This window comes from Mucilaginibacter sp. P4_E8 (assembly GCF_056401495.1).
Genome location: NZ_JBFUJG010000010.1, coordinates 59093 through 83795 on the forward strand (window position 1 = coordinate 59093; position 24703 = coordinate 83795).

General features: G+C 40.6%; 23 protein-coding genes. 14 read left to right on the top strand and 9 right to left on the bottom strand.

Going from position 1 to position 24703, the window contains the following annotated elements; genetic code table 11:
• Nucleotides 1–51 precede the first annotated feature (51 nt).
• A complete protein-coding gene (locus tag AC1DRQ_RS06495; protein WP_477423018.1) occupies nt 52–1971 on the bottom strand; it encodes an SPFH domain-containing protein in 1920 nt (639 codons plus the stop codon).
• A 333-nt stretch (nt 1972–2304) separates the two neighbouring features.
• On the opposite strand from AC1DRQ_RS06495, the gene AC1DRQ_RS06500 reads away from it, so the two are divergent.
• From AC1DRQ_RS06500 to AC1DRQ_RS06520, 5 genes are all read left to right on the top strand, one after another.
• Complete coding sequence (locus tag AC1DRQ_RS06500; RefSeq protein WP_477423020.1) at nt 2305–2472, top strand: hypothetical protein; 168 nt, start codon at nt 2305–2307, stop codon at nt 2470–2472.
• A gap of 63 nt (nt 2473–2535) precedes the next feature.
• Entirely contained in the window at nt 2536–2943 is a 408-nt protein-coding gene (locus AC1DRQ_RS06505) for a hypothetical protein (protein WP_477423022.1), read from the top strand.
• A gap of 182 nt (nt 2944–3125) precedes the next feature.
• Nucleotides 3126–3668 (top strand): RNA polymerase sigma factor, encoded by a 543-nt coding sequence (locus AC1DRQ_RS06510; protein WP_477423024.1) that lies wholly within the window; start codon nt 3126–3128, stop codon nt 3666–3668.
• Nucleotides 3649–3921: a hypothetical protein gene (locus tag AC1DRQ_RS06515; protein WP_477423025.1), complete on the top strand. Its 273-nt coding sequence runs from the start codon at nt 3649–3651 to the stop codon at nt 3919–3921. The genes AC1DRQ_RS06510 and AC1DRQ_RS06515 overlap by 20 nt, the downstream gene beginning before the upstream one ends.
• Before the next feature lie 32 nt (nt 3922–3953).
• Nucleotides 3954–4637 (top strand): ClpP family protease, encoded by a 684-nt coding sequence (locus AC1DRQ_RS06520; RefSeq protein WP_477423027.1) that lies wholly within the window; start codon nt 3954–3956, stop codon nt 4635–4637.
• Between the two features lie 132 nt (nt 4638–4769).
• On the opposite strand, the gene AC1DRQ_RS06525 is transcribed toward AC1DRQ_RS06520, so the two are convergent.
• The 6 genes from AC1DRQ_RS06525 to AC1DRQ_RS06550 form a co-directional block, all read right to left on the bottom strand.
• Nucleotides 4770–5996 carry a multidrug effflux MFS transporter gene (locus tag AC1DRQ_RS06525; RefSeq protein WP_477423028.1) on the bottom strand — a complete coding sequence of 409 codons (1227 nt, stop codon included), beginning with the start codon at nt 5994–5996 and terminating at the stop codon, nt 4770–4772.
• 215 nt (nt 5997–6211) lie between these two features.
• Nucleotides 6212–7387, bottom strand: coding sequence for a BamA/TamA family outer membrane protein (locus AC1DRQ_RS06530; RefSeq protein WP_477423030.1), 1176 nt, complete (start codon nt 7385–7387; stop codon nt 6212–6214).
• 201 nt (nt 7388–7588) lie between these two features.
• Nucleotides 7589–7927, bottom strand: coding sequence for a YMGG-like glycine zipper-containing protein (locus AC1DRQ_RS06535; RefSeq protein WP_477423032.1), 339 nt, complete (start codon nt 7925–7927; stop codon nt 7589–7591).
• A 112-nt stretch (nt 7928–8039) separates the two neighbouring features.
• Entirely contained in the window at nt 8040–8849 is an 810-nt protein-coding gene (locus tag AC1DRQ_RS06540; RefSeq protein WP_477423034.1) for an alpha/beta fold hydrolase, read from the bottom strand.
• Between the two features lie 12 nt (nt 8850–8861).
• Nucleotides 8862–10178: a gluconate:H+ symporter gene (locus AC1DRQ_RS06545; RefSeq protein WP_477423036.1), complete on the bottom strand. Its 1317-nt coding sequence runs from the start codon at nt 10176–10178 to the stop codon at nt 8862–8864.
• A gap of 237 nt (nt 10179–10415) precedes the next feature.
• Nucleotides 10416–11882, bottom strand: a complete 1467-nt coding sequence (locus AC1DRQ_RS06550; protein WP_477423038.1) for an ATP-binding protein — start codon at nt 11880–11882, stop codon at nt 10416–10418.
• Nucleotides 11883–12076: 194 nt separating this feature from the next.
• Between AC1DRQ_RS06550 and AC1DRQ_RS06555 the strand changes: the two genes are divergently transcribed.
• Both AC1DRQ_RS06555 and AC1DRQ_RS06560 read left to right on the top strand, forming a co-directional pair.
• A complete protein-coding gene (locus AC1DRQ_RS06555) occupies nt 12077–12433 on the top strand; it encodes a response regulator transcription factor (protein ID WP_429398467.1) in 357 nt (118 codons plus the stop codon).
• A 1100-nt stretch (nt 12434–13533) separates the two neighbouring features.
• Nucleotides 13534–13902: a response regulator gene (locus tag AC1DRQ_RS06560; RefSeq protein ID WP_477423040.1), complete on the top strand. Its 369-nt coding sequence runs from the start codon at nt 13534–13536 to the stop codon at nt 13900–13902.
• 3 nt (nt 13903–13905) lie between these two features.
• Here the strand turns inward: AC1DRQ_RS06560 and AC1DRQ_RS06565 are convergent, their stop codons facing one another.
• Nucleotides 13906–14415: a GbsR/MarR family transcriptional regulator gene (locus tag AC1DRQ_RS06565; RefSeq protein ID WP_477423042.1), complete on the bottom strand. Its 510-nt coding sequence runs from the start codon at nt 14413–14415 to the stop codon at nt 13906–13908.
• A 227-nt stretch (nt 14416–14642) separates the two neighbouring features.
• A complete protein-coding gene (locus AC1DRQ_RS06570; protein ID WP_477423044.1) occupies nt 14643–15779 on the bottom strand; it encodes a hypothetical protein in 1137 nt (378 codons plus the stop codon).
• 232 nt (nt 15780–16011) lie between these two features.
• On the opposite strand from AC1DRQ_RS06570, the gene AC1DRQ_RS06575 reads away from it, so the two are divergent.
• From AC1DRQ_RS06575 to AC1DRQ_RS06605, 7 genes are all read left to right on the top strand, one after another.
• Nucleotides 16012–19161 carry a tetratricopeptide repeat protein gene (locus tag AC1DRQ_RS06575; RefSeq protein ID WP_477423046.1) on the top strand — a complete coding sequence of 1050 codons (3150 nt, stop codon included), beginning with the start codon at nt 16012–16014 and terminating at the stop codon, nt 19159–19161.
• Between the two features lie 34 nt (nt 19162–19195).
• Nucleotides 19196–21040, top strand: coding sequence for a porin family protein (locus AC1DRQ_RS06580; RefSeq protein WP_477423047.1), 1845 nt, complete (start codon nt 19196–19198; stop codon nt 21038–21040).
• Between the two features lie 37 nt (nt 21041–21077).
• Nucleotides 21078–22130, top strand: a complete 1053-nt coding sequence (locus AC1DRQ_RS06585; RefSeq protein WP_477423049.1) for an HU domain-containing protein — start codon at nt 21078–21080, stop codon at nt 22128–22130.
• Entirely contained in the window at nt 22127–22840 is a 714-nt protein-coding gene (locus AC1DRQ_RS06590) for a MotA/TolQ/ExbB proton channel family protein (protein WP_429398481.1), read from the top strand. The genes AC1DRQ_RS06585 and AC1DRQ_RS06590 overlap by 4 nt, the downstream gene beginning before the upstream one ends.
• Nucleotides 22837–23235 carry an ExbD/TolR family protein gene (locus tag AC1DRQ_RS06595; protein WP_477423051.1) on the top strand — a complete coding sequence of 133 codons (399 nt, stop codon included), beginning with the start codon at nt 22837–22839 and terminating at the stop codon, nt 23233–23235. The genes AC1DRQ_RS06590 and AC1DRQ_RS06595 overlap by 4 nt, the downstream gene beginning before the upstream one ends.
• Before the next feature lie 102 nt (nt 23236–23337).
• Entirely contained in the window at nt 23338–24153 is an 816-nt protein-coding gene (locus tag AC1DRQ_RS06600) for an energy transducer TonB (RefSeq protein ID WP_477423052.1), read from the top strand.
• 23 nt (nt 24154–24176) lie between these two features.
• Nucleotides 24177–24626 (top strand): helix-hairpin-helix domain-containing protein, encoded by a 450-nt coding sequence (locus AC1DRQ_RS06605; RefSeq protein ID WP_477423054.1) that lies wholly within the window; start codon nt 24177–24179, stop codon nt 24624–24626.
• The last annotated feature ends 77 nt before the right edge of the window (nt 24627–24703 follow it).

A 24703-nucleotide genomic window follows, 5' to 3' on the forward strand; every position in this document is an offset into this window, starting at 1 on the left:
AAGGGTGCCCCCAATGAGGGGCACCCGGCTGATAGGTATTAGGCATTAAGGTTATTCAATATCCATTCTCTTATCGTTACCACCCTCTTTTTTATGCGCAGTTTCCTTTCCTTTTACAGCTTCGTTCTGTAGTTTTTTAAGCATTTCGCTGCCTATCAAAGCGTCTATCATACCATTACCGCCGCCATCTTTTCCACTAACCAATATTTCTGGCACCAACCTGATACCATTACTGGCCAGGGCTTCGGCTACACGCACAATAGCGTATTGTTCGGTACCCATGGCCTCGGTTTTTTGTTTGGTTACTTCGGCTTCGGCCAAACCTATGGCCTTGATCTTAGCACCTTCTGCAGTACCATTTACCTCAGTAGCATTGGCATCGGCTTTAGCGTTCACTGTTTTGGCTTCAGCATCGGCTTTAGCTATCGTGATCCTTACCTCGGCATCAGCTTTGGCGTTAATGGTTTTGGCCTCGGCTTCACCACGTGATGCAGCAACTTTTGAAGCGGCCATCTGGGTATTGATCTCCACCTGGCGGGTTGATTTTACAACCTCTGGCTGCATATCGGCGCCGGCCCTGGCACTTTCAAATTCCTTACGCTCAATTTGTGCATGGCGTTGTATCTCATAAGTTACTTTTTCTTCTTCGGCCAGTTTACGGTCGGTAAGGGTTTTCATCAGTGCAGCAGGCGGTACTATATCGCCTATCAGTGTATCAACCCCAATTACGTTATAGGTTGTTAACACAGCGCCTATATGATCGCGGGCGTCACTTTGCCTTTGGATACGGTTGGCCAAAAAGCCGATCACATCACTCCTTTGTGCCGAGTTACGGAAGTAGTTGGCAATGGTAGGCTCAAGCACTTGTGATACCAGGTTTTTCATTTTACCAAAGCGGGCTATTACTTTTGGTGCTTCGTTACGTGGCACGTGGATGATCTGTGAAACATCGAGGTTAAATGTAAAACCATCGCTTGACCTTACCGTAATAGTACACAGGTTTTTATCCAGTTCATGTGCTTCGGTACGGCTATCGGCCCAGTTAAGCACAATATTGGTGGTAGGTACAATCTCCACCGCGTGGGTGTAAATGTTAATAGGGTGCTTACCCGGGTCAAGCGGGTCTTCCCAAACACCTTTTTGACCACGATGAACAATATTACCGTGTTTAAAAGCATCACCGCTGGTATCTTTACCCTCGGGACCAACAAAGGAGTTTACCACACCTACATAACCGATAGGGATATAGGTCATATCAACCTGCTCCACAATTACAAACCAGGGATTAAGGTAATAAGTACCGGCCAGTATCACATCCTCCTGCAAACCCTTGCGGCCACCTGCATTAATAAATGCGATAGGATCCTGGTAGTTTTTATGCCCCGCTACTGATTCGCCGGCAATTTCGCCCTTATCCAGCGGCTCACCATCAAGTGTGGTAACTATCCCTACCTTGTTTTCATGGATCTGGGTAATGGGCACCATCTCAATCTCAAACAAAAAGGTATTGATACGGTAACTACCCGGGGTAAGGAACGCGGCCTGTGGACCTTTTTGTCCGTTATTATCCAGAAACGCGATAGCATCCTGAAATTTATCACAGTCGACAGGTTTACCCAATACACGGCCGGTATCAAACGGTGCACCATCTTTTGCCTTTACCAGCCCCAGCTTATTTTGTTCGATAATTGTAAATGGTTCCATGGTGATGCCATACTGCCAGGGCCACATGCCCCAGTATAAACCCGGCGCCAGTGCCTTGGCCTGCATACCGGCTTCGCCGTTAATGGCAATAATACGACCATCGGGCAGACGCGATTTGCCCGACAAGGTGAATTTTTTGACCACCAGACCAATACGGTTATCCGGCACGATGACCATACCGAAAAACACGCGTAAAACAAATTTGTACATCAGCAAAAGCAGAATGACAGGCACAGCCCACCAAAACATCATGATTAGATTGTTCATTTTTTTTAAAAGATTTAAGTATTTGATTTTTTAACGGAACCCTTAAGGTGCGGGCCCTCACAATAACTTATAGCTTAACTGGATTGGAGTACCTTGGCTATATAGTGTCATTATGACGGTTGTGCTTTTTACTTGTTACAACTTTTTTCAAAAATATTTTTGGCGACTGATAATGATCCGATTACGTTGATTTTTTTATCTGAACCTGGATTCATCGGATTAAAAGATTCCCGCGATTTTGCCTGTCTCGTTTGCCTCATTAACACGCACTCATAAAACAATTTCAATTCGCCTGTAGTTAAACAGATACATCTATCATTAACTCCTGTGATCATGAATACTACTGCAAAATCAAATAAAACTGGTACTAAAAAAACAAAAAATGGTACCGGCAATAAATCATCTACCGAAGAACTTAAAACCGAAGGCCCGCTTAGCGAAAAAGACGAAGTAAAGAAAGCTGAAGAAAGAATAAGGAAACACATTAAAGGTAACAGCTGATCTTTTAGTTTGAGTTTTATTTTTAACGGTAATTGTATAGCTTAGATGAACTTTTATGCTATCATGAAAAATTACAGCTTTTTATTATTCGTTATCATGCTATGCTTCATGGCATCGTGCAAGCCATCTGTTAACAGCACCACGCTTACCGGAAAATGGAAATATGTTAAAATAGAGCGTCCCAATGCCAATCCGCCGGATACCATGAAAAAAGCTGAACTTGATGAAGCCTCTCCCTATATCCAGTTTACACCCGAAATGAAATGGAACATTGTATGGGGCGGCAAATATTTATCACATGGCAGCTATACGCTTGATGGCGGTAACATAAAAGTAAATGAAAAGTTGCCTGATGGTAAAACGCGCGATTTTGTTTTCACCGTATCTGAACTTACTGAAACAAACATCGTTTTTGAAACCATAGGTGCCGATGGTTCAAAAATTACCGCGGTAAGGATGAGTAAATTTTAGGTAGTAGTGAGGAAGGATGAGATATTATTTTGTCATACTGAACGGAGTGAAGATCTATTATACGATTAGTTTAGTTGAAGAAGATCCTTCGTTCCTCAGGATGACAAAAAGAATCAAAAAATCTTTTATCCCAAAAGGTGATATATCTGTTATAATTTACACATAGTAATAAACAGTAAACAATGGATGCAGTTAATTTGGAGGAGCAGGCTGCAAGGCAACAGCTTTTTACAACATTATATCAAAAGGTTTTCCCGGCCGTAGCCAAGTATGTGAGCAAATGCGGTGGATCATTTGACGAAGCTAAAGATGTATTTCAGGATGCGCTGGTGAGCTATTACGAAAAAAGCCATACGGCCGATGTGACTATCAACAGCAGTGAGGGCGCTTATATTTATGGCACCGCCCGTTATTTATGGATCAAACGGTACAAACAGGGTAGCCAAACCACCCAGTTGGATGATAGCTCTGCTGCCAATATCATCGCGGAAACTGAAGCAGCCCCTTCTGAAGATAAATTACTACATTTTTTAGAAACAGCCGGTAAACGCTGTATGGAACTGTTGCGCTCCTTTTACTATGATAATTTACCCATGACCAGGGTGGCACAGCTATTTGGCTTTTCGGGTGTGCGCTCGGCAACAGTGCAAAAGTATAAGTGCATTGAAAAAGTAAGGGAAACGGTTAAACAAAAAGCATTAACATATGAGGACTTCCTTGAATGAGATAGCGCAAATAGAAAGCCATCTGCTTAACAGGCAGATGCCCGGCGATGCACTTTTGTTTGAAGCTAAAACGCTGCTTGATGCTGATCTGCGGGTTAATGTTTCATCGCAGCAGCAAGTTTATAGTCTGGTGCAGCAATATGGTCGCAAGCAATTAAAACAGGAGATAGAAGCGGTACATCAGCAATTATTCACCCAGCCCGAGCATCTGAGTTTCCGGCAAAGAATAGCCCGTATATTTTTAAACAGGTAAGTAAAAAACTCGCCTAAAAAACCAACAATTTTATGAATATCGATAAACAGGAATTCCGCAAATATGCGGTCATGCAGCATGCTATTGCCGGTTCGCGGGTAGATAGCTTTATTTCAGGGGTCGAAAAAAGCGCCCTCCCTATGGCCATGACGCCCTACATAACCGAAGAGCGCGAAATGCGCGTAGCCCAGATGGACGTATTTTCGCGCCTCATGATGGACCGCATTATTTTTCTTGGTCAGGCGGTTGATGATAACGTGGCCAACATTATACAGGCACAATTACTGTTCCTGCAATCAACAGATGCAAAGAAAGATATACAGATGTATATTAATTCGCCTGGCGGCTCTGTATATGCAGGGCTGGGTATTTATGATACCATGCACTTTATAAGTCCTGATGTGGCCACTATTTGTACCGGCATGGCCCTGTCAATGGGGGCTGTACTATTATGTGGCGGTGCGGCTGGCAAGCGCGCCGCGCTGAGCCACTCCAGGGTGATGCTTCATCAGCCATCGGGTGGTGTACAGGGAATGGCATCGGATATTGAAATAACCGCGCGGCAGGTGCTCAAATTAAAACAGGAACTTTACGAGATCATTGCCAAACATAGCGGGCAACTATATGAAAAGGTATATGAAGTATCAGACCGAGACCACTGGATGATAGCCACCGAGGCCAAAGAGTTTGGGATTATTGATGAGGTCTTAGCGTAGATCTCCCATCAAAATACGTCATGCTGAACTTGTTTCAGCACCCCACAGGACATGCAGCCATTATGCCGGAGACCTTGCTTATGGGATGCCGAAATAAATCCGGCATGACTTATTGGGAATTTGGATTATATATTAGTGAGCTATTACCCCCGCATCCGCACTCGCTTCTACCTTGTTTTTAATAAAGCGTTTGCCTATCAACAGTATCAATAGGGCCACTACAGATGATGCCGCCATAACCCCTGCCATTGGCAGCGGGCTATGGCTTTTTATGAGTGTGATACCTACTGATGCCAGTGAGCCAACGGCCATTTGAAATGCTCCTAAAAGTGCCGATGCTGAACCAGCGTTTTTAGTGAAGGGGGCCAGCGACAATGCTGCCGTGTTGGGATAACTAATACCCACTCCGCATAAAACACCAAATATCATAGCGATGGTGCCGCCAATATTAAACCAGTTATTAAGTGATCCTATTAAAAACACCATAGATATAAATACCATCCATATAAGCGAAACATTTATCATTTGCTCGCTTTTATACCTTTTCATCAGGATGCTGTTCACCTGGCTCGAACCAATAAAGCCAACTGATAATCCGGCAAAGATCCACCCGAATGATTTTTCGCTCACCTTAAATACGTCAATAAACACAATAGGCGACGAGGATACATATGCAAACAAACCCGCGAATGCGAATGCCCCGCTCAACGAATAAGTAAGAAATTGAGGATCTTTTAATACCTGCAAAAAGTTACCAATAATGGGTTTGGGTTTTAAGGAGTACGACGGATCGGGCTGGTAGCTTTCCGGCAATAAAAATATAACTGCCAGCAATATCAATACGGCTATGATGGTCAGTATCAAAAATATCACCTGCCATTCAAATACGGCGGTTATATAACTGCCAATGGTTGGCGCTAACATAGGCGAAGCGCCCAGCACCAATATCAGCAAGGCAAATACTTTGGCGTTTTCCTCAACCGGGAAAAGATCACGTACCATGGCCATAGCCGCAACACTGGCCGCGCAACTTCCTACAGCCTGAAAAAATCGCATGATGATCAGCATTTCCAGCGAAGTAGAAAAGAAACATCCTATTGATGCTACAATGTAAAGTGCTAAGCCAAAATACAGCGGTCTTTTACGCCCAAACCTGTCAAGCAAAGGGCCATATAATAATTGCCCTGCAGAAATCCCTATAAAATAACTGGATAATGAAAGGGCTACCTGGTCGGTACTGGTATGCAAATATTTTGCTATGGCCTTAAAACCGGGCAAGTACATATCAATAGAGAATGGTCCTAATGCTGTAAGTGAACCAAGTATCAGGATAAGGGATATGTATTTTTTTCTTGTCATGTGATTTTTGGTAGATGGCCTAACAGACCAGGATCAACGGATATTATTACAGAATAAACTTAACAGGATAAATTACCGGCTATGTGCGGGGAAATCTTAACTACGATTGGCCGGATAAAAACATGGCCAAAAATAAAGTTTTAGATTATAAACACCTATTGTTTATTTGTCATTTGTTCATTTTTAGCTCACTGTCTTCATCTTATACCATTATCCTAAAACGTTTCGCCTAAGTTAAGGTTCAGGGATGAGAAATTTTTACTTACCCCATAATCAAGACTGATGTTTGTGCCCGATTTTTTGTTAAACTTAAACCGTAACCCTGTACCTCCCGCTGGGTGCCAGTAAACAAAATTATGGTTAGTGGCTTCGGTAACGGAGTTCACATTAGCAAACAAAACAAAACCCAGTAAACCGTTACGGGTTATATCCCGCCGGTATTCGGTTTCAAAATAGGCCAACCGCTGGCCGCGGTACCTATTTTGAACAAATCCCCTGCCCGATCTCTGGTAGGGCTCCCACCCCAGGCTGGGTAAGCTCAAATATGGTGTGCCGGGTGTAAGTGATGTCCAGTAATAGGACCAAAAAGCCAGCACATTTTTAGGTCCTGAATGCGTTAAGGATATATACTTGCGCACATCAATATATAATGATTGCCAGTTATTATGGCTGCCGAATGCCCTGCCGTTAATTCTGTAAACTATATTTGCGTATGCACCGGGTAACGGATTTATGGAGTTTTTACGGGTGTCATACAATAAATTAAGCGTGATTCCTGATGCAAGCACATCCTGACCGCTTCCGGTACCAAAGTTATATCCAGTAAAATCACGCAGATTAGTTGCTCCACTACTCTCAATATCCATGTAATAATCAAGATTATACCCCAGGCCGGCATAAAAATAGGGTTTTATCTTTTTAAGTACCGTTTGATAAAAACGCAGGTACTTATAATCTACCAAAAAACGGTCGTCCTCGGGCTGACCGCCACCCAATCCCCACGTGTACTGCGGGTAAACCAATACGCGGGTATCACCTACAATGTTCCACTGGTTATTGTCAAGCCAAATGTTTGACCTGATAGGTAAACCATACCTGCCCTTTAAATTAAAATAGGGCGTAAATGTTAAGCTGGAAAGATTAGTTGTTCCCTGATCGCCAAGGTAAAATGCGGCTGTGGTTGATGTAAACAAGGCCTTGCCGCCACTTCGGCCGTCAGATGAAGAAATAGGCAAAATAGAGAAGTAAATTTTCTTTTTTTCCCTGGCCGATATTTTTCGCGGCTTTATATTGAATACCGATCTTACTACATCAATAAGATCTCTTTGAGCTACTAATGTATCATCACTAATTTTAATAGTATCAGGAATTTCAAGACGGCTTTGTGCCATCAACGTAAAAGAGAGCAAACAAAAAAATAATGCTAAAAGCGCCTTACCCATTATATATTAAACCAAATATTGAAGCATGCTGTTTGTAAATTACCTGTTATATATAACGAATAAAACAGCAATTTCGTAACATCTTAAATATAATTTAAAAAGCCTGCAGTAAAAAAACAGCTGCAGGCTTTTTAACCATTTTTAACATTGTTAATTGGTGGTAACTGTAGTAGTAGTTGTTGTTTTGGTATAGTGATGGTGGTGTTTTGGATGAGCTCTGCGCCATGCCCGTCTCCTTTTCTCTTCTGCGCGGCGTTTTTCATTACCTATAATATAACCGCCACCTGCACCTATTGCACCACCAATTAATGCGCCCTTAACATTATGACCTATTAAACCACCTGCTACGGCACCGCCTGCACCGCCAATAATGGCACCCTTACCCTGCGGACTTATGTCTTTCTTCTTTTTAGTTTGCGCTTGCACGTTAAAGGTTAATGTTAGCAGGAACGCAACAAACAGGCAAACATATATCATTAACTTTTTCATAAGGTATCTGATAAGTGTTAATAAATTATTCCTGATAACACTTATGCAAATAATAAGCCGTATATGTAAAAAGCTTCGAAAAACCTTAAAAATGAGTCATGCTAACCTGCAATTACTTCAAAAATGCAAGCACCGTAGCCGAAAACTGTACACTTCTGCCTGCAATATTGTGATCGCCGGGGATATAGGTTAATTTTGATGCGGGGATAGCTTGCTGAAGTCCTTCTTCTGATCCACCGTCTTTATCTTCGGTACCGCATATGATCATTACTGGTATTTTAACTTTAGCCAGCTCTTGTTTACTTGTTGAGGGCTGATATTTTTGCTGCAGTGCCAATGCCTGCACATCAAAGGGATTGCTTTGAATGTATTTTACCATACCGTCAACATCATGAAAGGATGTATCACCCATCAGCGCTTTGTAGGCATGCACCCGTCTTGGCCATTCCGGATTGGTATAAGCATCGCCCATGCCACCCATAACCAGTTTTTGTACACGTTTATCCAGTACCAGCACCCGTGATGCAATAATGGAGCCGCGGGAGTAGCCTACTACATCATATTTTTTGAGCTTTAAGCTGCTTATCAAACCCATGATATCTTTAGCCTCGGCATCATTGGCATATGCGGCATCGGTATGCGGTTTGTCTGACCGGCCATTGCCCCGCTGATCCAGTATGATCACCTTATAACCGGCATTTAGCAGGTCGTTATACAACGGTCCTTTCTTCCAACCTTCGCCAGTACCTGAAAAGCCATGAATAAGCAAAACCGGAAAACCATCTCCTTTTACCTCATAGTAGATCTTTGCACCATCAAACGAGGTATAATAACTGCCAGTTACAGCCTGCTGCGCATAACTAACACCACTTATCAGCAACATAATTGCTAATGCAGCTATATGGGTAATAGTTTTTTTCATACCGGTTGATCTTTATTTTACAAACTGATTAATGATCAATACCCCTATTAAACCGATAACCGAAACCAATGATTCCATTACCGACCATGATTTTATAGTATCCTTTATGCTCAGGTTAAAATACTCTTTATACAACCAAAAACCCGAATCGTTCACGTGCGAAAATGCAAGGCTGCCGGCACCTATTGATAATACCATTAAGTTGGGGTTTACATGGTTTTGTGTCACCAATGAAACCACTATGCCTGCGGCTGTTAAACCCGCAACCGTAGCCGAGCCCAAACTAATACGGATAATGGCCGCAATTACCCACCCTAAAACAAGGGGTGGCAGGTTAAACTGCTGCAACTGGGCAGCTATTTCATTACTTACGCCGCTGGCAGTTAATACCTCCTTAAAAGCACCCGAGCCTGCAATAATGAGTAATATCAATGCTATATCTTTTGTAGCATCGGTATAATTAACTGCCAGTTGGCTCATGCTCAGGCCTTGTTTTACACCCAAAGTAAAGGTTGCCACAATAAGAGCAATTAGCATTACAATGGATGGATCGCCTAAAAAAGTAACGAGTTTTAACAGCCCTGCATTTTTAATACCCATATATGGTAAAAACGCGGTGAGCATTATTAACATTACCGGTAACAGGGCGGTAAAAAAGCTATTAAAGGCCCCGGGTAATTTATCGGCAGGCAACTCTTCGGCTCTAAAAGTGGCCAGTGGTTCGGATGGTATTTTTTTCAGGAATTTTGCAAATATAGGGCCGGCAAGTATTATGGCAGGGATAGCTATTATTAACCCATAAATAAAAGTGGTAGCCATGTTTGCATGAAACAATACAACCAATGCCGATGGTGAAGGGTGCGGCGGTAAAAAACCATGGGTTACAGAAAGGGATGCCAGCATGGGCAAACCTATGTATACGGCAGGCAGCTTATATTTATACACTACCGAAAATATAAGCGGTACCATCAGCACAAAGCCAATACCATAAAACAGGGGGATCCCAATAATAAAACCTGCGGTTACCAATGCCCATTGGATATGCTTTTTACCAACGGCGTTAACCAGTACCTCTGCAATTTTTTGGGCCGCCCCGCTTACAGCTACAAGCTTACCCAGCATGGCGCCCAGGCAAATAATAATGAGTAACTGGCCCAAAATATCGCCCATGCCTTTTTGTACCGAAGCAGTAACTTTATTAATAGGGATACCAAGCATGAGACCTGCAGCAATTGATACCAGGAGGAATGCGATAAAGGGATTGACCTTAATCCAGCTCACTAATAAAACAAGCAGAATAATACAGATCAGGATAGTTAGTAATGCCATGATATCAAACTGTTATATGTATAGGTAAATAACCTTATAAAATTAAACCTTGTGTTATCCGCCTAAAGTAATAACAATATTTGAGTTTAGGATTTTTATAGACAAAAGCGTTACAATCACAACTAAAAAGGTTTATCGTGCCGAACGCAGTGAAGCATATATTATAAGACTTGCATATTGGCGGATAAACCCTTCGCTCCCCGCCTGCCGGCAGGCTCAGGAAGACAAGGTAAAGAATTAACTATTTGTGGTCTGCATTGGCAACAAAAAGTAAAACTCGGCTCCATAGCCTTCTTCACTTTCAACAGCAATTTTGCCATGATGCAGCCTGATGATCTCGGCCGATAAATAAAGGCCTATGCCAAAACCTGATAATCCGTAAGTACTCTCGTTCTCAACCCGGTAAAAGCGCTGAAATATTTTTTGCTGGTCTTTTAGTTTTAACCCTATGCCCTGATCTTTTACACTTACCTGCAAATTTTCACCCTGCATTTTAGCAGTAATAGTTATAGTACTGCCTTTGGCCGAATATTTTATAGCATTACTTACAAGGTTACCAAGTACTTGCCCTATCTTTTCCTTATCAGCCATGATATGAATGGGGCTACCTGCTTTAAAAAATAAATTATGACCAGGAGCATTTGGAATACTATCGGCTATCACTTCGGTAATTAGTGTGCCGATATCAAAAAGTTGTTGATTAAGTTGCAATTTGCCCAATTCAATTTTCGACATATCAAGAAAACCATGTATTAACCTGGTCATTTTATTGATCTGTTTTTCAGATTTTTCAAGCGCATTTATAAAAAATGTATCGTCAGTTTTTTTGGCTTTTACCGCGAGTAGTTGCGTATAGGCCTTAAGGGAAGTGAGAGGTGTTTTTAATTCATGGCTTGCAAGGGCTATAAAATCATTTTTCATCATCTCATCATGCTTCCGTTCAGTAATATCATAGGTTGTACCCAGCATCCGTAAAGGTTTATGCTGTTCATTATAAACAACTTTTCCTCCGGTCCTAATCCAGTGTATTGAGCCATCGGTCCATACAATACGTGCCTCATATAAATAAACACCGGTTTTTACTGCATTTTCAAAAGCATTAAGCACCATAGGTTTATCATCGGGGTGAATCATATCGCGCAACTGCGGGTGGGTAACTTTTTCTTCGGGATCAAGGCCAAATATTTCGGCAAGCCGGGGCGAAGCAATGATAGTCCTCTCCACAATATCAAGGTCCCAGTTACTTATACCGGTGGCTTCAATAGCCAAACGCAGTCGTTCTTCTGTATCTTCAAGAAGTTGCCTTGCTATCACCTGTTTGGTTACTTCGGTAGCAACCACCATAATACCAATTATATTATTGCCAGCATCTTTAACCGGGTTATAAACAAAATCAAAATAAAACAAGTTATTATGGCCATTGCGGTAAAGCCACACTTTTGTTTCGTAACCATAATGTACGTGGCCATTTTTATAAACCTCCTGTAATAATTTAGTATAAGCCAGCCCATCAGGCCCGGGTAAGGCAAGGGCAAGCGACTTGCCTACAATATCGTCCTGTTTGCCCCACAATTCAAGTATATGAATATTGGCCGATTCAATAATGAGTTCATGGCCTTTTAAAAAACTGATCGCAACCGGAGCCTGCGTTATCAAATCATTAATACGCTGCCCTGCTGATGTATTCTGATCGTTATTTTTCAAAATTTTAATTAAAACAAAAAAATATAATTTACATCATCTGTTTTCCAATCCAATAATATAAAAAAATAATTAAGTTTGCATGTTAATTTATACGATAAAAAAACTTAGCCAAGCCGTTGCCTTTATACTAATACATTAGTTTTACAAACATTCCTTAGTACATTTTCGACCTTTTCACATTTTTAATTTTTTTTATGTCAAAACGTATTTTAGTATTGGACGACAACCAGGACATATTAGATATTGTTCATGAAACACTTACTTATGAGCAATTTGAGGTAAGAAGTACTTCGAACAGCCTTGAAGTACTACCGTTGATGGAACAATTTATTCCAGACCTTGTTATATTAGATTACCGCGTAGCAGGCACTACTGGTGGCGAAATTTGTAAAAACATCAAGTTACATCCTAAATTCTGTAATATACCTGTTATTATATTTTCGGCTTATTTGAATAATGATGACCATTTGCTTAACTACGGCTGCGATGGTGTTATTAATAAGCCCTTTGATCTGTCTGAATTGGTTGAAAAGGTTAACAACTTGATATAAACCTTACATATACCTTTTACTACTCCAATATTCCTAATAATAGTATTATTATATTCGTAATTCGGTTAATAAAACAGCTATAAATTAGTGGCTTTAATCTATGGTTTTTAGTTAAAATTGATAAATGATTAAAAAATATCACTTAAAACCTGGATTAATTACAATATGTATCTGATTATTGATCAAAAATAGATAATTACTTAATAATTAACAGATATAGTTGAAATATTGACAAATGTTTTAACTTTGTGATAATGAGGTTTTAAACAAATAATAAATACCCTAAACCCTGGATCGCATTATGGTTATCCCAATAAATTCAAACGAATCTATCAGGACCGAGCATAAAAAATTGCCTTTGTGTCCACGGTGCAAAACCGAACTTGATAGCAGGATACCCAGAAGTTTTTTTGTAAAAACCGTATTATTCTTTCTTCCCCTAAAACGCTATATCTGTTATAGATGCCAGCGTAAGCGTTATATATTACATTGATTAACTAATTAGTTATTTTTTCTTTTTTGAATTAACCCACACTTACTTATTAGTATGTTTTGACTTTTTATACCCGCATTATTGCACATTATTATGGAAGTGTTGTAATTTGTTCCACTCTATTTACTTGTAGTGACCGATTTGAATTTAGACACCCAGAAAAGAAAAAAATATCACTGCTCAAAATGTGGTGAACCATTCCATTTCCAGTTACGAAGAAACTGGTTTACAAAAAGAATTTTGTTTTTTTTGCCTGTCAGAAAATACTTCTGTGCAAAATGCAAAAAATCATCTTATGTTTTTATTGATCAATCGCATTGATCATTTCGTACAATAGCGATTAATGACCTGTAAAACGTCACATTTTAGATTTTCACCAAAACTGTGCGTTAAAACAGGCAGTAAACAAACATCAAATACACTTTTTGTTATAAAATATTTACGGTAAAACAGTATAAAATTACGTCTGAGTTAAGTATAATTAAAATATTTAATCAAGTTTTAAGCTTTTGACCATAAAGTTGGAACAAGAATTGTGTAGTCATGTACCGGATGCTTTTATTACAATTTTAGAAGCAATTTTTATGGAAGTAGCTAAAAGTAAAACATGAAACGGATATTAGCGGTAGACGATGACAGCGACATTTTAGAGGTCATACAATACATACTTGAAGATTCAGGATATGAGGTTGAAACCCTTACAGACGGACATTACCTTTTTGATAAGATAAGAGAAAAGCAGCCTGACCTTATATTACTTGACATTATGCTGGGCAATTTAGATGGCCGCGATTTGTGCAGAATTGTTAAAACCAGGAAAGAAACACATGACATACCGGTTATATTAATATCAGCCAGTCACGATGTTTCGGGAACATTAAATGAAATTGGCGGGCCAAATGATTATATAGCCAAACCTTTTGATATTGATGATTTGCTCCGAAGCATAAGCAGGCAACTGAACACTGCAGCCTAATCTTTATTTCTTAAACATTTTGAATATCGAACCAAAAAACCAGTTTTCTTCGGCTTTCAGCATGGTTTCCAACGTTTTATTCACGTTATTGGCCAGCTTATTAATATTAGTTACCGACGAATTAAACGCTTTAAAAGCCGGATCCTTTTCATCACCCTTAACTTCTGTCAGTTGGCCCAATATTTTGATCACCGGATCAAGTTCGCGTTTTTTACGCTCCTCGGCTACCCGCCTGGCAATGATCCAGGTATCTTTTTCGGCATAAAAATATTCTTTACGCTCCCCTGTTTTGTGTTGCTTTTCAACCAGGCCCCAGTCAATCAGATCACGCAGGGTCATATTGGCATTACCACGCGATATACTCAGTTCGGCCATAACCTCTTCAGTAGTTAAAGCCTCGGGCGAAACCAACAGCAAAGCATGTACCTGTGCCATAGTACGGTTTATACCCCACTCTGACCCTAATTTACCCCAGGCCTCAATAAACTTCAACTTCGCTTCTGCCAGTTCCATGATACAAATGTAATCAAGTTTTTAAACTTTCAAAAATAAATGAAACATTAACCGCGGATTTATTATGATTATTATGATTCCGTTGATTTTGTTTGACCCTTAATTTATGTGATTAGGAGATTGCCAGGGATTTTGGCTAAATTGATTGCCTTATTTCAAAACATCTGCACATCTGCACATCTGCACATCTGCACATCTGCACATCTGCACATCTGCACATCTGCACATCACTTCCCCAGCTCTTTATCAATCTTTTCATTCCACTGCTGTTGCGCATAGGAGTTAGTACCGTGGCTGGTTTCATTATCATACTGATCCTGCATCATATTCATTTCGCGGAACGCTTCCAGGTAGTCTACATTAATATAACCATCATAATTATCAACAGGGAGCTTTTCAGACATTAGCTTTTGTTTAAACCGTTCTGCAATTATTTTCACAATATCAAAATGCCGTTGTTCATGGTTCAAACTATAGTCAGTACTGCTACCATTTCTTACCCATGAAGCGCTTTTGGGCAAATAAGTCTTTATAGCCAGGTGAATGTTAACTATTCCATTTATGATCTCCACCCGCTCGTTGTAGCCAATACTGGGCAAAACCGAAGCTTCGTACTTTCCACCTATTGGTACTGCTTTAAAATCGTCCCATCGCAAAGGTCTTTTGGCCGAATAATAAATGGTATCACCTTCGGGTTGCTCGGTATAGTCAGTAAATATGAGCTTTACGCCTTTTGCTAGTTTTATGTTGTTATCGGCCTCACGATTTATCCAGGTATTAAAATATATCAAACCCGCTTCGAGCGTATGCCGCAACAGGGTTTCCACATCATACTGCTGCCCTATAGTGCGATTATAGGTAGAGCTGGTACGATAATCTACTAAGTGAACGTTATCATAAGCCCGTTTCAAATCGAACGATAATGCTACCTCCATTTTACCTTCTACACGTCCCCCTGCCAGCAAGCTTTCGGCAAGCTTAAGTTTTTTTATCCTAACGATGACCGGGCGTAATGCCTTATCAGGCGGTATAGCATAATTAACAAACTGTTTTATTGCAGCCTGTGCGCCGTACTTAAAGTCTACTTTATACTGGGGTGTTATTGAGGTAGCTTCTATAGTAGGCAAAAGCAAGGCAACGGCACTGCGGTCATCCCGTTCATCTGTAACTGCAGCCACGTAAAATTCTTTAGGTAATACAGGCAATTGCTCATTGTTTAAAACAATTGGGGCAGCTATTTTTTGTGCTTTTAAAAGCTGCGGTAAAAGTAAAGCAATGATCATCAGCATTTTACCTAATATCCTAAACCGATTAAAAAAACAGCCCCTTAAAACCATCACTACCGCTATTGCACAATATGCCATACTATATAATGCTTTATTGTTAAATAAATTGCGGTCATAAGTACTATTTGATTACTTTTGGTCTCCGTTACCAGCACTATGGTATTGTTCAACAATTTTAAAGTTTTCCACACACATATTATCTTAAGTATTACCTTCGTTCAATTAAAGGTATTTTCCACATTTGTTAATTACTTGTGTTAACTACTCTTTTTCGTTTCGCTATTTTAGCAACATCGTTAGTATGCGCTTTATGATCAAAATTAAATACATCTCCCTGTTAATCCCGGTATTTATTGTTTCAACAGCCCGTGCCCAGCAAAATCCTTCATCACAAATTTACCGTACTTATCATACGGCAATTGACCTGATGGATAAGGGTAAATATGTGGCCGCTGCTGAGCAATTTCGCATTGTTGAAGCATCCCGGCTTAAAACAAGCACCCAACCACAATTTGAGTCTGAACTATCATTAGTTAAAGAAAACTGTCAGTATTATGAAGCCTATTGTGCCCTTAACCTGGGCAATGATGATGCCGAAAGCATGTTTCTGCGCTTTATAAAAGAGCATCCCGAAAACCCATTAACCAAGCTTGCTTACTTCCAGATAGGAAAATCATATTTTAAACAGGGCAAGTACCAGGACGCCCTGCGCTGGTTTGATAAAGTGCAGGCTGGTGAGCTTAACGGCCATGATAATACCGAGTATAAATTCCGCAAGGGTTATGCTTATTTCTCCACCAACGATTTTAAAAATGCCCAGTTGCTTTTTGCYGAGGTAAAAAATAAAAGATCGGAATTTACAGAGGATGCTACCTACTACTTTGCCTATATAGCCTACCTGAACAAGGATTATCACCTGGCGCTGGCAAATTTTGAAAAATTAAAAAATTCAAAAAAATACGAAAAAAGTTACCCTTACTACATATCGGCGGTTTACTTTTTGGATAAACGGTATGACGATGTACTGAGCTACGCGGTGCCTATTGTAAACAGCACCCATCAGGAGCACGAAACCGAAATGCTGCGCATTATTGCCGCTTCATACTTTGCCAAAGCCAACTATGATAACGCGGTTAAATACTACGACCGTTTTCAGGCCCGTGACCAGGGTAAAACCCAGAATACGCAGGATAGCTATCAAATTGGCTACACTTATTATAAAGTAGGTAACTATGCCAAGGCAGCTATCGAACTGGAACGCCTGATTGAACAGGGGGATGTATACAGCCAAAGCGGTAATTATACCCTGGGCGATGTTTTTCTGAAAATGAACAACAAGCAAAGCGCCCGTAACGCGTTCTTAGCGGCATCAAAACTTACCTACGACAAGCAGTTACAGGAGGATGCTTTATATGAATATGCCAAGCTATCATACGAGCTTGATTTTAACACCGATGCATTGGCTGCTACCCGCCTGTATCTAAAAAACTATCCACGCTCGCGTCGTAACGACGAGGTGAAGATATTACTTGGTGAGGAGCTATTAAATTCACGCAACTACAAAGAAGCTGTTGAAATACTGGAACCTATCCCCAACAAATCAGAAAGCGCACAGGTGGCTTATCAAAAAGTTACTTATTACCGTGGTTTGGAGTTTTACAATGAAAGAGCCTTTGAAAACGCTATTGGTATTTTCCTCCGTTCATTAAAAAACCCTATTGATAATAAAACAGAAGCTCTTACAACCTACTGGATGGCTGAGTCAATGTACGAGGTACGTAAATATGGTGAATCGGTTGATAACTTTGAGCGCTTTTTAAGTATGCCCGAAGCTAAGGAAACCGATCTGTCCAACTACGCCAACTATGCTTTGGCTTATGCAGCCTTTTATGGCGAGCAATACAAAAAGGCAGCTAATTATTTTGAGAAGTTTTTACGCGGCGCTCAAATAGATCAAAACACTCAAAACGATGCCATAACCAGGCTTGGCGACAGCTATTTTGTATTGAAAAGCTATGGTACAGCCCTTGATTATTATAACCGCATTATTGCCATGCACAACCAGGGCGAAGATTACGCCTTGTTTCAACGCGGTATGATACAGGGATTGCAGGGATCATTGGATACTAAGATCAGCACCCTGAACGATGTTTTAAATACGTTCCCTAATTCCGATTATGCTGATGATGCATCGTTCGAAATAGCCTATACCTATTTCCTTAAAACTGATGGGGAAAAAGCAAAAACCGATCTGAACGCCATGATCCAGAAGTATCCGCATAGCAGTTACGTTCCGCGGGCATTAGTTACCATTGGTTTGATTGATTACAATGCTGGCAATGACGACCTGGCTGTGGAGTCATTTAAAAAGGTAATTGCAGATTATTCATCAACCGACGAAGCTAAGCAGGCACTTAAGCAAATTGAAAAAATTTATACTGATAAAGGTGATGCGCAAACATTTATTAATTATGCAACAAGCACCCCTATTGGTAACTATACCACATCACAACAGGAAGATATCATGATCACCGCGGCTAACAACCTTTACTTAAAAGGCGATTGGCAGGGTGCCGCGGGTGCGGTTAACGCCTATTTTGATAAATTCCCAAGTAAACAGATCTATGAAAAACAGGCAAGGTTTATCAGGGCCCAAAGTTTGGTTAACCTCAACAGATCTGCCGAGGCTATTGTTGATTATAACATCATATTAAACGATTGGACAAGTGCTTATACTGAAAAATCATTGGTTAGTATGGCCAAGTTGTACATCTCGCAGAAAAAATATAACGAAGCTGTAGTATTCCTGAAAAAGCTGGAAACTAATTCGGAGTTTAAAGAGGATTATTCTTTTGCCATCAATAACCTGATGCTGTGCTACGCGCAGATGCAAATGCCTGATGACGTGTTAAACTACGTTAAACAGGTGCGTGGTAATGAAAAAGCGGCACAGGAAGATAAATTCAAAACCGGTTTATACGCAGGACAAGCCTACTTGCAAAAAGGTGATACTACAACCGCTGTTAAAGAGTTTACCTACACGGTAACCAATACCAAAACAGTGGCCGCTGCCGAAGCTAAATATAACCTTGCCAACATTGAGTATTTAAAAGGCCGTTACAAAACATCACAAAAAATGTGTTTTGACCTGGCTAAAGAAATGCCAAACTATGATTATTGGATAGCCAAAACTTATATTTTATTGGCCGATAATTATGTGAAGCTAAAAGATAACTTCCAGGCTAAAGCTACGCTGCAAAGTATAATTGATAACTATAAGGGTAATGATGATATACTATCAACAGCCAAACAAAAAATGGGTGTTATAACTGGTAAGCCTGTTAAAATAACAGAGCCGGAGCAAGCGCCGGCTGATAGTACGGATACCACTAAACAGGCTCCGGCTGATACCACTAAAAAAGCCCCGGCTGATACTACCAAAACACCCGGTCAAAACTAACAGGATGGCAAAGAATAATATAAAAAGACAAGCAATGAACTTAAAATACACATATACGCTGCTTACCTTAATAATAGCATTATACTTTGTTCCTGCACAAGCACAAACAAAGAAACCGGCAAAAAAGGCAACAGTAAAAACAGCAGCTAAAACAACAAAGAAAAAACCTGCGGCAAAAGCTCCGGCTCCTAAAAAAGCAACCAATACATCAAAAAACTTAGGCGATGCTGCAGCAAAGGCTGCTCAGGATACCACCAAAAAAGGTGGGGCTAATGCCAATAACCCACAAAATGGTGGCAGTCTTTCTGAAGAGATCGTAGTAACTACGGCTTACAAACCAGTACTGGCCGATGCCGTAAAAATACGCCGTAACCCCGATCTGGAAGATAAGGTGCCTTTTAAAGCGCCGCTGGCTTACGCGCCAATAGATAAAAGACAAGAGCAAAATTCTGAGATCAGGCAGTTGGAAGCCATGAAAAGGCCACCTGAGCAGGATTCTGTATTGCTTAACAACTATGTTAAAGTAGGTGCCGGAAGTTCAAAAACACTGTTTGGCGAGGCTTATTTTGCCAATGGCCGCGATGAGGCTTTACAGGTTGGCGGATACCTGAAACATTTTTCACAATCAGGATCATTAGAAAAACAAAGCCAAAGTAAAGACGATGTAAGTGTATTTGGCAAAAGCATACTGGGCGATAACAACATAAGCGGCCGTATCACTTATAACCGTATGGGTACCAATTTTTACGGTTATGATCAGGCCGCTCCGGTTGCAACCTTTGTACCAGGCAAACAGCACTTTAATACCATAGGTGGCGAAGCTGAACTGGCCAAAAACTATAAGGATGTAGAAAACGATTTTACCTATGCTCTGAAAGTAAAGGGCTATGCGTTTAGCAATGCTTACCAGGCCAGGGAAAATAATTTTGTTATTTCGGGCTTTTTAAACCAAACTGTAAAACAGTTTTACGCAGGGTTAAGCGGCTCCATCGACATAAATTCTCAGAAAGACAGTCTTTATAAGATCAACAACCATATATTACGACTTAACCCATACATCAAATTTCAGGGCACCAATTATAAAATTGATGCGGGTGTAAACATTGAAAAAGAATTTGGCGATTTTGGCAAATTTTACATTTTCCCGGCTGCCAAGCTTGAGGTACAGGTGATCCCGAAATATGTTCGCTTGTTTGTCGAAGCCAAAGGTGATATCAACAGGTCGTCCATTCGTGATTTTGCCAACATCAACCCCTTCATAGGTCAAAATATTGAGATCAAAAACTCGGTTGACCAGTTAGACATCAGCGCCGGACTAAAAGGTACCCTGGCACCGGGCCTTAGCTTTAAAGCTTCCGTGTTCCGCAACAGTGTTAAAAACATGCCATTACTGGTAAGTAATTTTGATGCTGAAGTAAACAAGTTTAAAGTAATTTATGATAATGGTAAAGCACGTATAAATGGCTTTAACGGAGAGCTTGACTTTAAAGCCAGCGATGACCTGAATATTTTTGGACGCGTTGAGTTTAAAGACTACCAACTTGCTTCTGAATTAGAACCATGGAACCTGCCTAAGTTTTTGTTAACCGCCGGGACTGCTATCCATATTAATAATAAAGTAAGCATTACCGGTTCATTAGTGTTCCGTGGGGCAACTAATGACAGAATATTTACCGCTGACCCTGCAGGTGCTCCATTATTAACAAAAAAGCCTATCGCATCATTTGCAGATCTGAGCGGTGGTGTGGAGTATAAGGCCACCAGCAAAATATCGGTATTTGTACAAGCTAATAACATTTTAAACACAGGTTATCAAAACTGGTTATATTATCCTAACTACGGATTTAATATCTTTGGCGGCGTCGGGTATTCGTTTTAAGCCTTTGATGTTTTATAATTAACCTTATTTTTAGCGAATGGACATAGCCAATTATTTAAGCGAACTGTTAGGCCGGCATGGCAAAATAAGTGTGCCCGACCTCGGTCACTTTACGCAGGTACGTGTAAATGGTTATTACAATGATGCTGAAAGCCAGTTTTATCCACCGGGTTATCAAATACAGTTTTATCCGGAACCGGTAGAAAATGATGATACCTTAGTACAATACATTGCCGAAAAGAAAAATATCTCGCTGGCATCATCCAAATATTTCACTGAAAAATATATTACAGGTTTAAGGCAGGAGGTTGCCACTAAAGAGGTAGCTTTTGCAAACCTGGGCTGGTTTTATATGAGTGAGGGCCAAATTGCCTTTAAACCCAATGAGCAGCGTGGTGATGGCGCCGATTTTTATGGCTATGCACCTGTTGCCATAAAAAAGTTATATCAGGAACCCGAAAGGCCGCTTCCGCCACCGCTGCCTGTTTCATTATCGGCACAGGCGTCAACAGCCAATCAGTCTGAGGAATATATAGCTGACGAACAGGAAGAAACCAAACGGTCGGCAAGTGTTTGGGTAATTGCACTGATCATTATAGTGGTTATTGCTGCCGCGGTTTTTGGTCTTTATCAATACAACCCAGCCTTGTTTAATTTTGATCAACAAGCTGCGAAACCTGTTACAGAGCAACCCAAAACACCGCCTGCAACAAAAACAGATAGTACCGATACCGACTTTAATAAAACTGCTCCACCGCATATTGATACCGTATCAAAAGCAATTTCTAAGGCAGATACAACGTTAAATAAACCTGTGGCAAACGCCGCTGATACGGTGGCCAAACCCCAGTATGTGATATTTGCAGGTTCATTTAAAAAAGTGGCTACAAGTGATCTGGCAATTAAAAATTATAAAAGTATTGGCGTTGATGCCCGCATTTTAACCGGTCCGGGTTCAGGAAGACTCATCAAAGTAATTATTGGTAGTTTTGCGACATACAAGGAGGGCGAAGCCCTAAGACTTAAATTAGTAAAATCAGGAAAATTAAGAAAAGACTCGTACACCCAAATTATTAACCAAAAGAAATGACGTTATTATTAATACAGCAAATAGCAGATACCGCAAAACACATCGCTGACACAGCAGGTCACATCACTCAACCAATAACCACGCAGCCCGAAGAACTACGCTTTGGTGATCTGTTGATAAAAGGGGGCTGGGTAATGGTGCCGATAGGTATTTTGGCTGTTTTAGGCTTGGTGATATTTTTTGAGCGTTATTTCACTATCCGTAAAGCTTCAAAAAACGAATTGAATTTGATGGTGCAGGTACGGGCAAGTATCCACTCCGGTAACCTGGAATCGGCTATAGCGCTTTGCCGCAATAACAATTCGCCGCTTGGCCGTATGTTGCAGAAAGGTTTGTTACGTATTGGTCGCCCTATAAAAGATATTGAAGGCGCCATTGAAAATGTGGGTAAGCTTGAAGTATCTAAATTGGAAAAAAACATTGGTATTTTAGGTATAGTTGCCGGTATTGCACCCATGTTTGGTTTCTTGGGTACTATTGCCGGGGTAATTAAAATATTTTACGATATATCTAAAACAGATAACATCAGTATGGGTGTTATATCAGGAGGTTTATATGTTAAAATGGTAACATCCGCCGCCGGTTTAATGGTGGGTCTTGTTGCCTATGTATGTTACCATGTTTTAAATATGATGGTTGATAAAGTGATATTGAGCCTGGAAACTGACGCCATTGAATTTATTGACCTGTTAGAGGAGCCAAGCAAATGAATTTAAGAAAAAGACATAGAAGTGCATCGGCAGAGGTCCATACATCGGCCATGAACGATATTATGTTCTTCCTGCTTTTGTTTTTCCTCATCGCATCAACGGTTACCAATCCAAACGTAATTAAACTGGTATTGCCCAAATCATCAAGCGGGCAATCGGTATCAAAAAAAACAATTACGGTATCAGTAACCAAAGATCTGCGGTATTACGTTGATAAAAAGGAAGTACCGGTAGATGCGCTGCAAGCCACATTGTCGGGTTATAAAACTTTGGCAACAGAATTGACGATAGTTTTATATGTTGATAAAACAGTAGCCATACAGGATGTGGTACAGGTAATGGATATAGCACAAAAATTAAACATAAAACTGGTTTTGGCAACGGAACCGAAGTAGATATTTTTGTTGCGGGTTGAGAGATTCGGGGTTCCGGTAATTAAATGATTATTACTTCAATCGCGAAACACGAACCTGACAACACGAACCGCGGAACAAAAAATGGATTACAGGGAAGAAAATAACTATCCAAAAGCGTTTTTGGCAACAGCCATTATTATGGCTGTGTTAATAGCGGCTTGTTATTTTATTGTGTTTAAAAATCCGCCTAAAACCGAAGATGGAACCGGGGGCATACTGGTAAATTACGGAACGGTTGATGAGGGCATGGGTAGCGACTACATGAGTACCGAAGAGCCCTCGGTAGCCGAAAAAGCAAATAAAACCAAACCCGATAAGGTAACTCCCGAAAAGCCGAGCGAAGATAAACCAACACCCGAAAGCAGTGATAAAGCTGTAGTAACTCAAAACACAGAGGATGCCGCCGAAGTTGCTGCGCCTACTAAAAAACCAACCAACACTGTAGCCGCTGCACAACCCACTAAAACACCGGCCAAACCTACAGTGAACCAAAATGCCCTGTATAAGGGCAAGGCCACTACCGGCACCGGCGAAGGTGATGGAACAGGAAATACCCCAGGTAACCAGGGTAAACCAACCGGAACAACGCTCACCAACAATTATAATGGTACGGGATCAGGCAATGGTGGTAATTTGAACATGAATCAGCGTAATTTTGTGAGTCGCCCGGCTGTAACTGATGATAACAGGCAAAGCGGTAAAATCATGGTTGATATACGTGTAGACAAAAATGGCAACGTGGTTTACGCCCGTGCAGGCGCCCGTGGCACTACCATATCTGATGCAGCCTTATTGCAAAAATGCGAAGATGCCGTACTTCATTCCAAACTTAACGCCCTTGACTCAGCGCCAGATACACAGGTTGGTACAGTAGTATTTGTATTCAAAGTAAATTAGTGCTTGATTTTTAGTTTTCAGAAATGATAGCTGTCAAAAAAAATATCGATTTTGAGTTTACTCCTGCTGAAAAACAGTTATTGAAGGCTAAAGGTACTACGCAAAAAAGCGTTGCAAACTATGCCATCGACGAAATAGCAACCGTTTTAAATGCCGGTCCACAGAGAGCAAAAACACTTCAAGCTCTGTTTGAATTTCAAAGCATCCCATCTGTAGGCATCCGCTTTGCTCATGACTTGATGCTGTTAGGATATTATAACCTGACTTCGCTCAAGGATAAAACAGGATCAGAATTACTGAATGATTACGAAAAAGCGATAGGCTGCCGCATTGATCCCTGTGTAGAAGATCAATTCCGGCTGGTGGTACATTATGCCAATCATCCTGGTAGTACCCAAAAATGGTGGGATTTCACCAATGAAAGAAAGTCTTTTCGGAATAAATACGGTTATCCTGCCGACCGGCCGGCGTGAATTGGTACGTACATATAATTAATAACCCGCCAAAGAATATTACATTCATCAGTGTTTCATTATAACACATCCATACT

Bases quoted from the DNA above. Each gene is read 5' to 3' on its own strand.
- AC1DRQ_RS06495 (WP_477423018.1), bottom strand. From the start codon at position 1,971: ATGAACAATCTAATCATGATGTTTTGGTGGGCTGTGCCTGTCATTCTG.
- AC1DRQ_RS06500 (WP_477423020.1), top strand. From the start codon at position 2,305: ATGAATACTACTGCAAAATCAAATAAAACTGGTACTAAAAAAACAAAA.
- AC1DRQ_RS06505 (WP_477423022.1), top strand. From the start codon at position 2,536: ATGAAAAATTACAGCTTTTTATTATTCGTTATCATGCTATGCTTCATG.
- AC1DRQ_RS06510 (WP_477423024.1), top strand. From the start codon at position 3,126: ATGGATGCAGTTAATTTGGAGGAGCAGGCTGCAAGGCAACAGCTTTTT.
- AC1DRQ_RS06515 (WP_477423025.1), top strand. From the start codon at position 3,649: ATGAGGACTTCCTTGAATGAGATAGCGCAAATAGAAAGCCATCTGCTT.
- AC1DRQ_RS06520 (WP_477423027.1), top strand. From the start codon at position 3,954: ATGAATATCGATAAACAGGAATTCCGCAAATATGCGGTCATGCAGCAT.
- AC1DRQ_RS06525 (WP_477423028.1), bottom strand. From the start codon at position 5,996: ATGACAAGAAAAAAATACATATCCCTTATCCTGATACTTGGTTCACTT.
- AC1DRQ_RS06530 (WP_477423030.1), bottom strand. From the start codon at position 7,387: ATGGCACAAAGCCGTCTTGAAATTCCTGATACTATTAAAATTAGTGAT.
- AC1DRQ_RS06535 (WP_477423032.1), bottom strand. From the start codon at position 7,927: ATGAAAAAGTTAATGATATATGTTTGCCTGTTTGTTGCGTTCCTGCTA.
- AC1DRQ_RS06540 (WP_477423034.1), bottom strand. From the start codon at position 8,849: ATGAAAAAAACTATTACCCATATAGCTGCATTAGCAATTATGTTGCTG.
- AC1DRQ_RS06545 (WP_477423036.1), bottom strand. From the start codon at position 10,178: ATGGCATTACTAACTATCCTGATCTGTATTATTCTGCTTGTTTTATTA.
- AC1DRQ_RS06555 (WP_429398467.1), top strand. From the start codon at position 12,077: ATGTCAAAACGTATTTTAGTATTGGACGACAACCAGGACATATTAGAT.
- AC1DRQ_RS06560 (WP_477423040.1), top strand. From the start codon at position 13,534: ATGAAACGGATATTAGCGGTAGACGATGACAGCGACATTTTAGAGGTC.
- AC1DRQ_RS06565 (WP_477423042.1), bottom strand. From the start codon at position 14,415: ATGGAACTGGCAGAAGCGAAGTTGAAGTTTATTGAGGCCTGGGGTAAA.
- AC1DRQ_RS06570 (WP_477423044.1), bottom strand. From the start codon at position 15,779: ATGGCATATTGTGCAATAGCGGTAGTGATGGTTTTAAGGGGCTGTTTT.
- AC1DRQ_RS06580 (WP_477423047.1), top strand. From the start codon at position 19,196: ATGAACTTAAAATACACATATACGCTGCTTACCTTAATAATAGCATTA.
- AC1DRQ_RS06585 (WP_477423049.1), top strand. From the start codon at position 21,078: ATGGACATAGCCAATTATTTAAGCGAACTGTTAGGCCGGCATGGCAAA.
- AC1DRQ_RS06590 (WP_429398481.1), top strand. From the start codon at position 22,127: ATGACGTTATTATTAATACAGCAAATAGCAGATACCGCAAAACACATC.
- AC1DRQ_RS06595 (WP_477423051.1), top strand. From the start codon at position 22,837: ATGAATTTAAGAAAAAGACATAGAAGTGCATCGGCAGAGGTCCATACA.
- AC1DRQ_RS06600 (WP_477423052.1), top strand. From the start codon at position 23,338: ATGGATTACAGGGAAGAAAATAACTATCCAAAAGCGTTTTTGGCAACA.
- AC1DRQ_RS06605 (WP_477423054.1), top strand. From the start codon at position 24,177: ATGATAGCTGTCAAAAAAAATATCGATTTTGAGTTTACTCCTGCTGAA.